The sequence below is a fragment of the Bdellovibrio bacteriovorus genome, assembly GCF_002208115.1.
Taxonomy (GTDB): Bacteria; Bdellovibrionota; Bdellovibrionia; order Bdellovibrionales; family Bdellovibrionaceae; genus Bdellovibrio; species Bdellovibrio bacteriovorus_C.
This window is the reverse complement of record NZ_CP020946.1, coordinates 1,822,814-1,837,261: the sequence shown is the minus strand read 5'-3', so window position 1 is coordinate 1,837,261 and position 14,448 is coordinate 1,822,814. Positions and strand designations below refer to the sequence as shown.

Genomic DNA, 14,448 nt, shown 5'->3' with positions numbered 1-14,448 from the left:
GAGCTGAAAAGGATTAGAGTATGGACACTAGAACCCGCGCCCTGGACCTGGGACGCCATTATCTGCAAACCCTGGGGTTTAACGGCTTCAGCTTTCAGACCGTCGCAGACGCCCTGGGCATCCGCAAAGCCAGTCTGCATTACTATTTCGCCTCAAAAGAAGACCTGGGTATGGCTCTGATCGAGGAATACCAAAAGTCCTATTCCGACTGGGCCTTAAAAAGAGAGCATCTCTCTGCCGAAGAAAAAATGGAACAACTGATCCAGATGTTTGTCAAAATCGGTGCGGATCACAAGATCTGCCCCGGGGGAGTTTTGTGCGCGGATTTTGGGGCGGTTTCAAACGCCATGAAGAAAAAACTGCTGCAGTTTCATCTGGGACAAAGAGCGTGGCTGATTCGCACACTGAAGCAGGGCATTCGCGAAAAAACTTTCCGAAAAAATCTTCCCATCGAGGAAACCGCTGATCTGATTCAAGCCAGCATTCAAGGGGGACTGCAGGTGGCGCGCATTCGCGGCGAAATGAAAAGCTTCAAAACCCTGGGCAAAACTCTGATTCAGAATCTTAAGTGATAGTTCCGCTGAGCAGTCCGTAGGACTCAGAATCTCTACGCTCTGCTCCACAATTGTTCCATCATTTCCTCTTAGTAATTCCATAATTTACTAAATTTTTGTTACCACCCTTTTGGCACTGAGTTTGCTCTAAGGACACTGCTTGTGCTTTTTGGAGTCATTGTGCGACCAGCCCATTTCTGATGGGCTCAGAGGAATGGTATTCATATGAAATACAGATCACTTACAGTTCTGGGCCTTGTGTTTTTTGCGATGATCAGCGCGAATGCCGCGTCATTGAGTGCTGACTCCGAGGTCAATACGACACTGATCCGGGAATTCCTTTCAAAAACAGAAATGCGTCTGCCACCACAAGTGATCAAGTTCGTGGGTCCACAAACAATCGACTTTAAAGACATGAGTTCACTTCCAGGAAATCTGTGCAGCAAAGATGTGAACTATAAAGACCTGGTTAAAAGCAGCATCTTAAAATTCCGTAAACGCATCTATCTGCATAAAGGTCTTTTGCCTTACCTCAAAGGATCCAAGTCCCCTTGCGCCGGCGACAGCATTCAAAACATCGCCGCACGGGCCTTGATCTTTGAAATTTCCCGCCTGTATGACCGCTCAGACAAACACTGGGACAATGCCACCGACAAGGCCGCTCTTTCCAGTTGTGAATTCCAGCACGAAACCGATCGTCAGAATGGCAATCTGTTTCCGATCTGCCAGTATTATCTGAAAAGTTCTTACCGTGTTTCCGGCTCCCCTGCTTACAAGAACCTGTCGGACTTTAAGGGGAATCGCATTCAAAGCAAAAATGAACTTCCAGTGCGACTGGGAAACATCCACGAATTGGATTCTCCGGATGAGCATTTTGCATACAACTTCACGCAGTTTTTAACGGACCCCTCTTATCAGTGCCGTAAACCTTCTTTCCACACTTATTTCCAGCGCCTGACAGGATTTGTTCCATTTGCTGCCGAAAACTGTGCGCCCGTCACTCATCTTTACACCAGTACGGGGGCGTGGAAAATCGACATCGATCCTGCCAAGGTTTACGAAGTCCATTTCCTTTTTGCCAGCAAGGGTGAAGAGATTATGAGCCGCTGGGGGCACTCAATGCTTCGACTGGTGGTCTGCGCACCGACGCGCAAAACTGTAGGCCCGGAATGCCTGGCGGATGTGGCCTACCACGTGGTGCTAAGTTATCGCGCCAATATTGATGATGTGATTGTGAATTACTGGGACGGCCTGACCGGAAAGTATCCGTCACAAATCATGACGTTTTCAATGAATGAAGTGATTGATGAATACACCCGCGGTCAATGGCGCGATCTGATCAGCCTGCCGTTAAAGATCTCTGCCGCGGAAAAGAAAATTCTGGTGGAAAGTGCCCTGGAACATTACTGGAGTTACGCGGGCGATTACAAATTCCTGTCCAACAACTGTGCTTCAGAAACCGACCAATTGATGCGCGCAGCTTTGCCAAAGAATCATTCCTATCAGGACACCTTTGCGGCAAGCCCTTTGGGAGTTTATCGTAATTTGAAATTGCATCAGTTGGTGGATGAAGGCCTTTTAAAAGATGAAAAGGATGCCAAACGCAAAGGTTACTTCTTCCCAAGTCAGAAAGAATCCCTGGACAAGGCCTTTAATCACATGCGCCCGTTCTTCCTCGGGTATCGTGATTTGTCCGAATGGGCAGAATATTCCAAAGCCTCAGACCGCGCAAAAGTGTATGAAACGCTTGAGACCTTCGAAGACATCGGCAATGCCTACATGCTGGAAAAATACGCCCATCTGGTGCAGCAAGGCCTGCAGGGAAAACTGATTGCCCGCCTGCTTCAAGGCGACAACCGCGAAGCTGCGTTTGTGCAGGTTATTGCCGGCATCAATCAGGCTTCACAAAACCGACTGCCATGGAAGCTGGCTCAAGGGGGTTACGGTGTGCCGCTGGCCGCCGAAGTGGTTTCTGATGAAGAGGTCGCCTTGCGCCTGCAAGAGGGCATCAAGTGGGGCGGGGCTTACAAAGAATTGGTTATGAAAAAGTTCCCCGGCATCGACCGGGAGCTTGTTGGAATTAAACAGAACCTGGAACAACTAACAAACCGCAGGAGGTTTTAATGAAAAAACTAGTACTGGTCTCTTTGTTGATCATGGGTATCGGCATGGAATCGGCAATGGCTCGTCCTCACCACAGACCGCGCCCGGAGCACGGCCGTGGCCACGGTGGCCATCATGGTCACAGCGATTTCGGTGATGGTGTATTGGCAGGCTTGCTGCTTTCCACATCAGCTCTGTTCTTGAGCGACATCACTGCCAACCATTCTCAGGCAGTTTATCTGCACGCCGATCAGGACGCGGCAACCTTCCTTGCTGAAGGTGGCGAGCCGACTCCGGCACTGGCGCAGGCAATGAACTATGAGCGTGATTTCCTGGCGCGTGCGCAAGTCGAAGCTTCTGCTGAACTTTCCGATCAGGAAGTGGCTTACTTGGTTATGAGAAGAGCTGAAAGCCTTTAGTTCAGGTTTTTACTTCGGACCACGAAAAAGGGACTGAGAAATCAGTCCCTTTTTTTGTTACGGATACGAGTTGTTGTTTCAGACAGACAGGCTTATAATGTGCCTATGACTGATACTAAAAAGCTTTCTGACATTCAACTTTCTGTTCTGGACCTGGCCCCCATCATCGACGGCAAGTCCGTTGCGGACTCCTTTCACAACACTCTGGATCTGGCCCAGCACACAGAAAAATGGGGCTACAATCGCTACTGGCTGGCCGAACATCACAATCTGGATGGTATCGCCAGTTCCGCCACTTCAGTTCTGATTGGCTATGTGGCCGGCGGAACCAAAACCATCCGCGTGGGCTCTGGGGGCGTGATGCTTCCCAACCACGCCCCCTTGGTGATCGCAGAACAGTTCGGCACCCTGGCCCATCTATACCCGGGTCGCATTGATCTGGGTTTGGGACGAGCACCCGGCACCGATCGCCTGACCATGCATGCTTTACGGCGCGATATGCAGGGAAATGAAAATGATTTCCCGGAAAATGTGCGTGAACTGATCGGATACTTTGCAAAAAGCCACGGGCATGAACGCGTGCGCGCGATTCCAGCCATGGGAACAGAAGTTCCGGTGTGGTTGCTGGGCTCAAGCCTTTACAGTGCCCAACTGGCGGCGGTGATGGGACTTCCTTATTCTTTTGCCGGTCACTTCGCCCCGGAACTGATGGAAGAAGCGATACATATTTACCGGTCCGGGTTCCAGGCTTCGCGCTTTCTTAAAAAACCCCACGTCATGGTGGGCTTGCAGGTTGTCGCCGCCGACACCAGTGAAAAAGCCCAGCGCCTGGCCACAACGCTTTATCTGCGATTCCTGGGAATCATCCGCAATCAGCGCGTGAATCTGCTGCCTCCGGTCAGCAGCATGGAACAAATCTGGCGCCCTGGTGAAAAAGAGCTCGTCTTAAACAAACTAAGCAACGCCGTCATTGGTGACAAGGATGAGGTCAAAGCCGGGTTGGAAAGATTTATCCAGCGCACGGGCGCAGATGAATTGATGATCTTATCGGATATGTATGATCACGCAGACCGCCTGCGCTCGTTTGAACTGACCGCGCAAGCGTGGAAAAGCTAGTCCTGAGACATCAGGTGCCAGTCTTTCAGATTGTACTTGTTCAAAATACCTTCCAGCTCGCCGTTTTGGCGGGCCTGCAGGAACCAGTTATGCAAGAGCTGAGGAATAGAGCCAAATTCAGGCTCTTTCGGGACGCTGACCAGAACCAAAGAGCTGAATCCCGTCAGTGAGGTCGGCACCAGCTTCAGATTCACCCCCGCTTTTCGTCCCACGGAATAGCTGAGCAAATTGTAATCGCCCAAGGCCAGATCCACACGACGATCATTGATCATCTTAATCATGCGATCCGCCACATCAGAACCCGTCAGTTTGATCACGCGGGACCCGCCGGATGCTGAGAACACCTCGGCACTGCCTTCACTGCCGACATCCGCATAGACGATCTTTTTTGTGGCAATGGATTCACTGTCGATCAACGAGTCCTTGTAATTCAAAGGCACCAGGGCTCCCAGATAGCTCATCCCCAGATCCGGCCCGACAACGCGGATATTCGGAAGATAGCGAACCATATACGACGGCACAATGATGTAATTCACCTTCCGGGTTAAAAGATTTGAAACCAGGCGGGTGTTGGCAATACTTTCCATTTGCAGAATGAAACCCTGCTTCTGGGCGATGTCTTTCAAAATATCATAAATATATCCGCCCCAGACTCCCGGGCCTTTTTCACAAAGATAGGGACACAAAGGGGCCACACCGATTTTTACGATCACACGATTGGAGGACGATGCGGGAATGGCCGCTGTCTTCACGCGAACCGGAGCTTTCTCCGGAGTCACCGTCACATACTTTGAGGACGGACGTCCCATCCAGCCCGGATAATCTTTTACGGACTGCTCGGTCACCGGGAAAGTGGGCACCAGTTTTTTCGTGGGAACTTTTTCTTTTCTCAGATACGCAATCAGATTCCGGGCAGTTTCCCGCCCCAGCTCTGCACAAAACTGCGCAGAATCAATGATCGTCAGTCTTTTGTTTTTGATATTCTCAACGGATTCCGGATCCCCGTCGAAAGTGGCATGCCGAATTTCGGTGCGTTTCTTTTCCCAAAGGGTTTTCACAATCGTGATCCCGCCTCCGTCATTCACCGTCAGAATCAAATCCACACTGCCTTTTTCAGGGAAGTCCTTCAGGAATTGTTTTGCCGCCGCTTCCCCGGACGCCGGATCCACGGCCTGATAGCGCTTCAGAACTTTGAAATTGCGGTTGTGTTCACGAAGGGAATCAAAGAATCCATCCACCCGATCCATCGTGGAAGACACCTGCGGATACTCAAACACCACGATGCGAATCGTGCTGCCTTTTTCAAAGGTCTTTTCGATATAATCGCCGTTATCCCGGCCGCCCTGATAATTATCGCTGGTTAAAAACGACGCCAGATTGCCATTCACGATATACTGATCATAGGCAATCACCGGGATGCCCTTGGTATTGGCCTCTTGCAGACCGCGCGCCAGGGCCGAATTGTCAGTGGGCTGAATCACAATCACATTCGGGGCTTTTTTAAGAGCATCATCCAACTGGGCCGTTTGATTCAAAATACCTTTGCGGCCTTCCCCGGCCACGTAAGGAATCACTTTGATTTTATCAGCGCTGGCTTTGTTGAATTTTTCAATTTCCTCTTCGAAGCCTTTTCGCATTGCGACCTGGCCTTCAATCTTCATGCTCCAGTACAATGCGGGAACATTCCACGTTGTTGAAGCATGTGAAGAAAAAGAAAAAATAAATGCGATGATAAAAAAACAAAACTTATTTGTGCCCACACAGCGAGTATAGCTGATGCCGTTATGGGCTCCAAACAAGCAATTCAGAATTGCGAGCTGTTAATGAAAGAAAACAAGATATGTTTACAGAGATAAACGAAACGCTGATGTTCCACAGATATCCGCGGCACTAATACAACTCAATGCGATCATTCTCTCTGAATCCAGAGCCGGAATGTATGACAGCAATAGATCCATCGTTACCAAAGTAACTGATGACCTCAAGTGTTCCTTTCAGACGCCCCGGAACACGACCAATGTGACCGCCACTTTCCGGATCATACACATCATCACCGTCTTCAGTGACTTTTAAAAGATCTCCCACTTGCAGGCCAGAGATTCTGCCGACATTCAGGTAAATTCTGTCGCCATTGATCGCAGCAATGCGACCTTCCCAGGTGACTTTATCCAACGATGCCAGCACCTGCGGAGTGAAATCAAGAAACGCGTCTTTCACCAAAACGGTGATCATATCCGGGTTGTTGGCCAGAAACTTGTCTGTTTCAACACGTTCTGCAACACGCACGCCCTGCTCTTCCACGGTGACTGTCTTCACCGTATTAAACACTTCGCGCCCCGCACGGCCCGTCACCACACGCACCTGTGCCACCACCTCAAAGGCCGTGGTCAAATGACGAACCACACCCACGTTATCAGCTTTGCGTTTGATACGAATGTCGATGATCTTGCCTTCAAGAACCGTATTTACACCCAGGGCCTGGGCTGCTTTGGCCACCTCTGTCAGCTTGTACTGACCGTTTTCAATCATCTTGGCCAGGTCCACTTTCAATTCACGGCTGTCCAGAGCAATCACTTCACCCGTGCGGTTCAAATCAGCGATAAAGGCCGCCCGAGCCTGATCACGCAATTCCTGCGGGCGCTTGTCACCCGCATCCAGGAACGGCAGAACCATCATGCGCTTGCGAGGTGCGGAATCATCCTTGCGCGCCTCATAGTTCACATCCTTGATTTCCCGGCGCGTGGTGGGATTTGCACTGCGATCCAAAGTTGTACACGCAGTCACACAAAATACGATTGCCAGACAAAATAACCTTTTCACCAGGAGTCCTTTCCTACTGAGCCCACTTCAAAACGATCTCATTTTGCCCCTCGGACACGCGGGAAAGTTTTTTCCCGTCCAAATCCAGGGTTTCCAATTTGCCGACCAGTTCCGACGCCGGCACCGACGTGTCGACCTCGAAGCTGACACTGTCAGCGCTGACCAGACGTTCACGGATGTTCTTCACTTGCGTCAACTGTGAGCGGATTTTTTCTTTCACGCCCTCAAGAACCGGCAATGGCTGGCGACCGTGAATGGTCAGACGGATCACAGAAGTCCCCACAGAACCTCTTTGCCATGCGTCCATCACCTGCACAGCCAGATCGTTGGCCGTGCCCTCCAGAACCTCGCGCAATTTTTTATCGATCGCATTTTCGAAAGAACCGCCGTCCGTATCAAAGCGACGGGACACATCGGCAATCGCGCGGCCGTTGCTGACCTGCAAAGCGGTCAATTTGATTTCAATACGGAAGTTATTACGCTCCCCTTTGGTCAGGTTCACCTGTCCGTCAACCACCACTGGAGCATTGAAATACTGGGCAAAGAACTGAGCATCCTCACCACCGACTTTTTCATTCTGGAAATCCGCGGGCACACTGGCTGCCAAACCCGCTTCAATCGGTTTGATCAGATAGAAGTTGTTTTTCTGGAAAGCGCCACGCAGAGCTTCCTCCAGCAGGCGGCCCTCTTTCACCAGGAAGCCTTGAGGATTTTTATCCAGCGGCAACCACCAGCGATAGCTGCGGCCTTCCACACGATCCTGCCAACTGACCAGTGGCAACACCACCGGCACGGCTTCGTTTTCATTCAAAAGCGAGTTGTCCTGAAGCATTTGCTTTAAATCCTTCAAAGACACCTTCATCGCCACGGACATCTTGAATTCATCCGCGCTTTGAGTCAGCGCCGAAGGCTTCGTGAACGGAATATAGCGCGCCGAATTGCGGATGATTTTATTCTGAATCAGGGTTTTGTTTTTCAGGAAGCGGTCGTTACCGATCAGCTCCTGAATGATTTCTTCAGAAACTTTTTGAGCCGCTTCATCCTGAATGACTCTTTTTGCCACCTGAGGGTTGGTTTCCTTGGACACACCGGAATAGGTGCGGTCCACCAGTTCTGCCTGCTGGGCCAGGGCGGTGCCACTTACGAAGATCATCAATGCTGCTGCAACCACACTTACTAAACGCATTCCTAGCTCCTCAACTCGATAAAGTCCGTTCTTCCAAACAGGGAATGAACGCCTTCAAAGAATTCATTATTCACACTGATACCCTGAGCCTCCTCCATCTCCATCAAGACACGGCGGTTCAGCTCACCCAGCTCGATTTCCAGACTGACCGAGGTTGTTCCCGGATAGTCCTTCATCAACGACTGCAGGCGTGGGTAATCATCAGGATTAATCTTATCCAATCTTAGTACCATTCGCTTGGTTTTTTTAAGGATATCTTCCAACGGAGAAACGGTATCAACCATGATCTTGGCTGATCCGTCCTCTACCTCCAGACCACCCCCGACCAGGACCGGCCTTTCATCGCGAAGCTGGGCCTCAAAGCGAGCATAAGAATCCGGGAAGATCACAAGCTCACAACTGCCCGTCAGGTCCTCGACCTTGCCGAACGCCATGCGGGTTCCTTTTTTCGTGATCAGTTCGCGAAGCTCAGTGATAAGACCGGCCACGACGACGCGTTTTTTACCCGCATCGCGATTTTTCCAATCCTTCTTGGCAGCCTTCAGTGCTTCCGCCTCGGGACTGCCCGGCGCTGGCATCTGTGCTGGCAAATCAATCACCTTACAGGTCGTCCAAAGTTCTGAAAGCGTGTCAAACCCCTTCAGCGGGTGATCACTCAGGTAAAAACCCAGCACTTCTTTTTCATAGGTCAAAGACGCCGTTCGTGCCCAAGGCTTCACATCTTCCAAAGTGACTTTGGTTTCAGTCGAAGGCCCCAGATCAAACAATGAAGACTGCCCCATCTCGCGGTCTTTTTGCAGACCGATCGCGCGATCCAGGTACTTCTGATAACCGGCAATCAACTGCGCACGGTGCGCGCCAAAGCCATCAAAGGCCCCGGCCTTGATCAGACATTCGATCACTTTTTTATTCACACGACGGGTGTCGATGGAATTAAAGAACTCATCCAAAGAAGTGAACTTTTTCTCGGGCAGATTGTTGCGGGCCTCGATGATGGCCTCAACCGCATTCTGCCCCACACCTTTGATCGCCCCCAGACCGAAGTAGATCTCATCGCCATGAACATCAAACAGGTAATCCGAGAAATTCACACTTGGCGAACGCACGGTCAGACCGCGCTTGGTCGCATCCTTGGAGTATTTTACGATCTTTTCAGTGTCGGAAAGCTCGGTACTGAGCAGGGCTGCAAAGAATTCCGCCGGGTAATGACATTTCAACCAGGCAGTCTGTAACGTAACAACGGAATAAGCCGCCGCGTGGGATTTATTGAATCCATAGTCGGCAAACTTGTACATCAAATCAAACAGATCATTAGAGCGCTGTTTATCATGCCCGCGTTCGATCGCCCCTTGCATGAAGCGCTCACGGTGCTTGTCCATCTCCTCTTTGATCTTCTTACCCATCGCACGACGAAGCATATCCGCTTCACCCAGAGAATATCCGGCAATGCGAGAGGCGATACCCATAACCTGTTCCTGATAGACCATGATCCCGTAGGTCTCGGACAGAACCTCACGGGTGTCTTCCAGAAGGTATTCCACCGGCGCCTTGCCGTGCTTACGATCGGTAAAGTCCGGAATGTTCGCCATCGGACCCGGTCGGTACAACGACGTGATCGCGGTGATATCGGCAAAAGAAGAAGGTCTGATTTTACGGGTGGCATCGGTGATGCCCTCACCCTCAAACTGGAACACCCCTGCGGTATCCCCGCGCGACATCATCTCAAACGTCGCCGTGTCATTCATCGGAATCATCTGCGACAGAATTTTTTTGCCGCGATTTTTCACAATCAGCTTCAGCGCGTGATTGATGTGAGTCAGGGTCTTCAGACCCAGGAAGTCGAATTTAATCAGGCCGATTTTCTCGGCGTGCTTCATGTCGTACTGAACGACCTGCTCTCCGTCAGCACCCTTGTAAAGTGGAGCATGACGAACCAGTTGGCCGTCGGCGATGATAACCCCGGCGGCGTGGATCCCGGCATGGCGAACCATCCCCTCAACCCTTTGAGCAAGATCCATCAGCGTGTTCACTGTTGGATTCATCTCCATCATCTCTCCGATACGAGGTTCCATTTCCATGGCCTCTTTCAGGTTGATGCCGAGCTTTTCCGGAATAAGTTTTGTTACCGCGTCGACCTCAGGGAAGGTCATACCCAACACGCGGCCCACGTCCTTGATGGCGGCGCGGGCCTGTAACTTTCCGTAAGTGATGATCTGGGAAACAGATTCCTGACCGTACTTGCGGGTCACATACTGGATCACCTCCTGACGACGATCCTGACAGAAGTCGATATCGAAGTCGGGCATGGAGATACGTTCTGGATTCAGGAAACGCTCAAACAGAAGGAAGTTCGGCAGCGGATCCAGATCCGTAATACGCAAAACATAAGCGACCAAAGAACCCGCCCCGGAACCCCGCCCCGGACCGACCGGAATGTCATTGGTTTTGGCCCAGTTGATGAAGTCTTGAACGATAAGGAAGTAACCGTTAAAACCCATGCGGTCGATAATGCCAAGCTCGTATTCCAGACGCTTGTCATATTCAGGAATTTTATCTTCAGGCACCATTTCACCGCGTGCCGCCGCCTCTTCAAAGCGCACCAACAGACCGGCTTTGGCTTTGCGGGCAATGTCCTCTTTCAGCGACAACCCATCATCTGTCGGGAATGTCGGAAGGTGATAGATTGGTTTTCCCTGGTCGTCTTTAAGTTTGAATTTAACATCGCAACGTTCGGCGATTTGCAGAGTGTTGGAGATCGCTTCCGGCACGTCGGCAAAAAGCTCGACCATCTGCTCTGGTTTTTTCAGATAGAATTCATCCGTCCCCAGACGGAAACGGGATTCATCGCTCAAAGTTTTATTCGATCCGATACAGATCAAAACTTCCTGAGCCATCTGGTCGTCCTGAGTCATGTAGTGCACGTCATTGGACGCCACCACAGGAACTCCCGCGATTTTGGAGGCTTCTAGCAGGAACGGATTGATACGATCCCACTCGGGCACACCCGTGCGGCACATCTCAAGATACAGGCGATCATTGAAGATTTCTTTCAACTGGCGGATTTTCGCCAAAGCCGCGTCCGGCCCTTCCCGCAGGAAGGACTCCGCGACTTCACCACGCAGGCCTCCGGTCAGACAGATCAGATTTTCATTGTACTGCTGAATGACTTCGTAATCGATACGAGGCTTCCAATAAAAACCTTCCTGATAACCAATGGAAGAAAGTTTACACAGATTGCGATAGCCATCATTATTCTGCGCCAGGAACACCAGACGGCGCGGACCGGTGTTGACCTGATCTCGGTCCTGCTTTTTTTCAAGGCGCGATCCCGGAGCGATGTACGCATCCAAGCCCAGAATTGGTTTTACGTTGTTGTCCTTACAGGCAAAGAAAAATTCAACAGCACCGAACATGTTACCGTTGTCTGTAAGAGCCACCGCGGGCATCTGCATCGCCGCTGCTTTTTTAGCAATGGCTTTAACCCGGCACGCGGCTTCCAAAAGGGAATATTCTGAGTGGACGTGTAGATGAACAAAAGACATGACAATTTCATATCTTAGCCCCCTTTTTGTTTCAATAAAAGGGGGTGTTTGGATCACACTTCGCTCGGCGCGTTAAAAGACTCCGAGCTGCACCAACGGTTGAATGGAAACTCCGCCCGGAATCTGAGCAGATCCCAGATCCAATCTGTCGTTTTTGACGGGAATTTTGATGGTTTTTTGCCCCAAACCGGCATCCATGACGACTGTGAGAATAACTCCAGAAATCTGAGCCGGATTGGTCGCCCCGTCGATATTCCAAAGTGTCGCCTGATCTTCGCGGAATTCAATCTTATCGCTATTCGGAGCTGCCGGGTCTTTTTCAAGTTTTGCCTCCAGAACACTGGCGGCATAGCCGTCGGCCACTTCCATATCCACTTGTAGTTTTTGACGAAGCATTTCGTTGGCGTACTTAATCAGAAGCACGGCACTTTTGCCCGCCGCTGGCGTGACAAAATCACGATCGCGGGTGCTATCCTGGGAAATCATGCCAATATAGCGAATGCCCAAATTCGAGTTCGGAACCTCCAAAGAAAAGGGCTGGGTGACTCGTGCGCGATATTTGAAATCGTTAAAGGACATCAGCAGGCGCCCATCTTCCAGATTGAACAGGCGATATCCCGTCATCTCAGCACAACAGCCGCCCAAACCAGAAACCAGCACAGGATAGCTGTCGTGCACATTCAGCTCAGTGGCGGATTCCGTCTTCCCCCACAAAACCTGTTCCAGACGCTCGCCTTTACGAACACTCCAGGAAATACTTCCGGATATCCCCTCTGCATTTAAATATTGCTCAGTGGTTTTTACACTGCCGATCAAGTACAACTGATCCCCATCCACTTCCGAATAAGAGCGATAGGTCTGATAGTCTTGAGAAGTGCGCTGAATTACACGACTGCCGTCTTCGGCCTGTTTTAATTTAAAACTGGAAATGCCAGAGCTTTCATAAAGAATCTGCCCCGCCGCCGCAAGCGCCGCCATACAGGAAAGAACGATCAGTAAAGTAATACCCTTGGAAATTTTATGGATGTGTTTTGTCTTCATTCAAAGAAGGCTAACAAAACCAACCCCGAATCAGCAGTTACACAAAAATCATGACAAACAAAAAAGGTACCTGCTCACTTTTGCTGAAGCGACGCATTGGGCGCAGCGTTTATGCAAAAGTGAGCAGGTACCTTTTACCTTTTGGTTATTCCCACTCGATGGTGCCGGGGGGTTTGCTGGTTACGTCGTAGACGACGCGGTTGACGCCTTTGACTTTGTTGGTGATCAGATTGGAGACTTCGCGCAGGAACTGGAATTCGAATGGATACCAGTCTGCGGTCATGCCGTCACTGGAGGTGACTGCACGCAAGGCCAGAACGTGATCGTAAGTTCTGGAATCCCCCTGCACGCCCACGGTTTTCACTGGAAGCAGGACACAAAAGGCCTGCCAGATTTTCTCGTAAAGGCCGCGACGGCGAAGTTCTGAGATATAAACATCATCTGCTTCTTTAAGAATTTGCAGCTTTTCTTTCGTCACTTCACCTAACACTCGAATCGCCAACCCCGGACCAGGGAATGGGTGGCGCCACAGCATTTCTTTGGGAAGCCCCAACTGAGCCCCGAGCGCACGCACTTCATCCTTGAACAATTCACGAACCGGCTCCACCAGACCAAGTTTCATTTTTTCCGGCAGACCACCCACATTGTGGTGAGACTTGATCGTCACGCTGCCGCCGACAGAGGACACACTTTCAATCACATCCGGGTAAAGTGTCCCCTGTGCCAGCCATTTGATCGGAAGTTTGTGATCGTAACTTTTATCAAAAACTTCGATAAAGACGCGGCCGATGGTTTTGCGTTTTTCCTCTGGATCAGACTTGCCTTTAAGAGCCGAAAGGAACTCTTCAGAAGCATCCACGCCGCGCACGTTAAGTCCGATACGATGATAAGACTCAAGAACACCTTCGTATTCGTTCTTACGTAACAGACCGTTATCAACAAACACACAATGAACGCGTTCAGCCCCCAAGGCCTTCGTTAAAAGTGTCGCCACCACGGTGGAATCAACACCCCCGCTGAGGCCCACCAGTACATGATCTGTCGGACCGACTTTGTCTTGAGCTTCTTTAATCAGAATGTCTTTGATGTGCGGAGCATCCCAGTCCGCAGGGGCCTGACACATGCCTTGCGCGAAATACTTCAGCAAATCCATTCCGTGATCGGTGTGCGCCACTTCAGGATGGAATTGCACTGCCAGAACGCCGGGACCTTGCATTGCCGCCGGATGATGGCCGTCGGAATTTGCGATTATCTGAAAGCCTTCCGGCGCTTTTTCAACCACGTCACCGTGACTCATCCAAACTTTTTGTCGTTCAGGAACACCCTCGACCGGACTGGACCATGTTACATAATTCAGCCCGTACTCACGATGTTCAGCGCGAGTGACCTTGCCGCCCAGTTGATGGGTTAAAAGCTGCATTCCGTAACAAACACCCATCACAGGACTTATGTTACGAAGTTCCGCCACATTTCTTTGCGGAGAACCCGCTTCATAAACGGAGTTCGGACCGCCGCTAAGAATAATTCCGTAAGGATTTTTTTTGCGGATTTCTTCCGTAGGATATTCAAAAGAATGAATTTCGGAATAAAAGCCCAACTCGCGCAGACGACGGGCAATGAGCTGAGTGAACTGGGAACCAAAATCAAGAATGACAAAACCACGCATA

Annotated in this window: 10 protein-coding genes; 4 read left to right on the top strand and 6 right to left on the bottom strand. The window is 50.6% G+C overall.

From position 1 onward, the window contains the following. Positions 1 to 20: 20 nt before the first annotated feature. The 4 genes from B9G79_RS08780 (at position 21) to B9G79_RS08765 (ending at position 4,192) form a co-directional block, all read left to right on the top strand. Complete coding sequence (locus B9G79_RS08780) at positions 21 to 572, top strand: TetR/AcrR family transcriptional regulator (RefSeq protein WP_088565187.1); 552 nt, start codon at positions 21 to 23, stop codon at positions 570 to 572. 207 nt (positions 573 to 779) lie between these two features. After that, the gene (locus B9G79_RS08775; RefSeq protein WP_088565186.1) at positions 780 to 2,678 is read left to right on the top strand and encodes a lipoprotein N-acyltransferase Lnb domain-containing protein; all 1,899 of its coding nucleotides are present in this window, start codon (positions 780 to 782) and stop codon (positions 2,676 to 2,678) included. After that, entirely contained in the window at positions 2,678 to 3,076 is a 399-nt protein-coding gene (locus B9G79_RS08770; protein ID WP_038449303.1) for a hypothetical protein, read from the top strand. Before B9G79_RS08775 ends, B9G79_RS08770 begins: the two co-directional genes overlap by 1 nt. A gap of 105 nt (positions 3,077 to 3,181) precedes the next feature. Continuing rightward, complete coding sequence (locus tag B9G79_RS08765; RefSeq protein ID WP_088565185.1) at positions 3,182 to 4,192, top strand: LLM class flavin-dependent oxidoreductase; 1,011 nt, start codon at positions 3,182 to 3,184, stop codon at positions 4,190 to 4,192. Here B9G79_RS08765 and B9G79_RS08760 read toward each other — a convergent pair. The 6 genes from B9G79_RS08760 to guaA all read right to left on the bottom strand — a co-directional run bounded on the left by B9G79_RS08760 (position 4,189) and on the right by guaA (position 14,447). Continuing rightward, on the bottom strand, positions 4,189 to 5,853 hold the full coding sequence (locus B9G79_RS08760) for a substrate-binding domain-containing protein (RefSeq protein ID WP_232469293.1): 1,665 nt from the start codon (positions 5,851 to 5,853) through the stop codon (positions 4,189 to 4,191). The genes B9G79_RS08765 and B9G79_RS08760 overlap by 4 nt on opposite strands. Positions 5,854 to 6,082: 229 nt before the next feature. Further along, positions 6,083 to 7,012: a hypothetical protein gene (locus B9G79_RS08755; RefSeq protein WP_088565183.1), complete on the bottom strand. Its 930-nt coding sequence runs from the start codon at positions 7,010 to 7,012 to the stop codon at positions 6,083 to 6,085. Positions 7,013 to 7,025: 13 nt separating this feature from the next. Continuing rightward, positions 7,026 to 8,198, bottom strand: a complete 1,173-nt coding sequence (locus B9G79_RS08750) for a hypothetical protein (protein ID WP_088565182.1) — start codon at positions 8,196 to 8,198, stop codon at positions 7,026 to 7,028. Between the two features lie 2 nt (positions 8,199 to 8,200). Next, positions 8,201 to 11,740: a DNA polymerase III subunit alpha gene (dnaE, locus tag B9G79_RS08745; protein ID WP_088565181.1), complete on the bottom strand. Its 3,540-nt coding sequence runs from the start codon at positions 11,738 to 11,740 to the stop codon at positions 8,201 to 8,203. A gap of 72 nt (positions 11,741 to 11,812) precedes the next feature. Next, a complete protein-coding gene (locus tag B9G79_RS08740) occupies positions 11,813 to 12,781 on the bottom strand; it encodes a hypothetical protein (RefSeq protein ID WP_088565180.1) in 969 nt (322 codons plus the stop codon). Positions 12,782 to 12,926: 145 nt separating this feature from the next. Next, complete coding sequence (guaA, locus tag B9G79_RS08735) at positions 12,927 to 14,447, bottom strand: glutamine-hydrolyzing GMP synthase (protein ID WP_088565179.1); 1,521 nt, start codon at positions 14,445 to 14,447, stop codon at positions 12,927 to 12,929. Position 14,448 lies beyond the last annotated feature (1 nt).

Bases quoted from the DNA above. Each gene is read 5' to 3' on its own strand.
- B9G79_RS08750 (WP_088565182.1), bottom strand. From the start codon at position 8,198: ATGCGTTTAGTAAGTGTGGTTGCAGCAGCATTGATGATCTTCGTAAGT.
- B9G79_RS08775 (WP_088565186.1), top strand. From the start codon at position 780: ATGAAATACAGATCACTTACAGTTCTGGGCCTTGTGTTTTTTGCGATG.
- B9G79_RS08760 (WP_232469293.1), bottom strand. From the start codon at position 5,853: ATGAAGATTGAAGGCCAGGTCGCAATGCGAAAAGGCTTCGAAGAGGAA.
- B9G79_RS08740 (WP_088565180.1), bottom strand. From the start codon at position 12,781: ATGAAGACAAAACACATCCATAAAATTTCCAAGGGTATTACTTTACTG.
- B9G79_RS08765 (WP_088565185.1), top strand. From the start codon at position 3,182: ATGACTGATACTAAAAAGCTTTCTGACATTCAACTTTCTGTTCTGGAC.
- guaA (WP_088565179.1), bottom strand. From the start codon at position 14,447: ATGCGTGGTTTTGTCATTCTTGATTTTGGTTCCCAGTTCACTCAGCTC.
- B9G79_RS08770 (WP_038449303.1), top strand. From the start codon at position 2,678: ATGAAAAAACTAGTACTGGTCTCTTTGTTGATCATGGGTATCGGCATG.
- dnaE (WP_088565181.1), bottom strand. From the start codon at position 11,740: ATGTCTTTTGTTCATCTACACGTCCACTCAGAATATTCCCTTTTGGAA.
- B9G79_RS08780 (WP_088565187.1), top strand. From the start codon at position 21: ATGGACACTAGAACCCGCGCCCTGGACCTGGGACGCCATTATCTGCAA.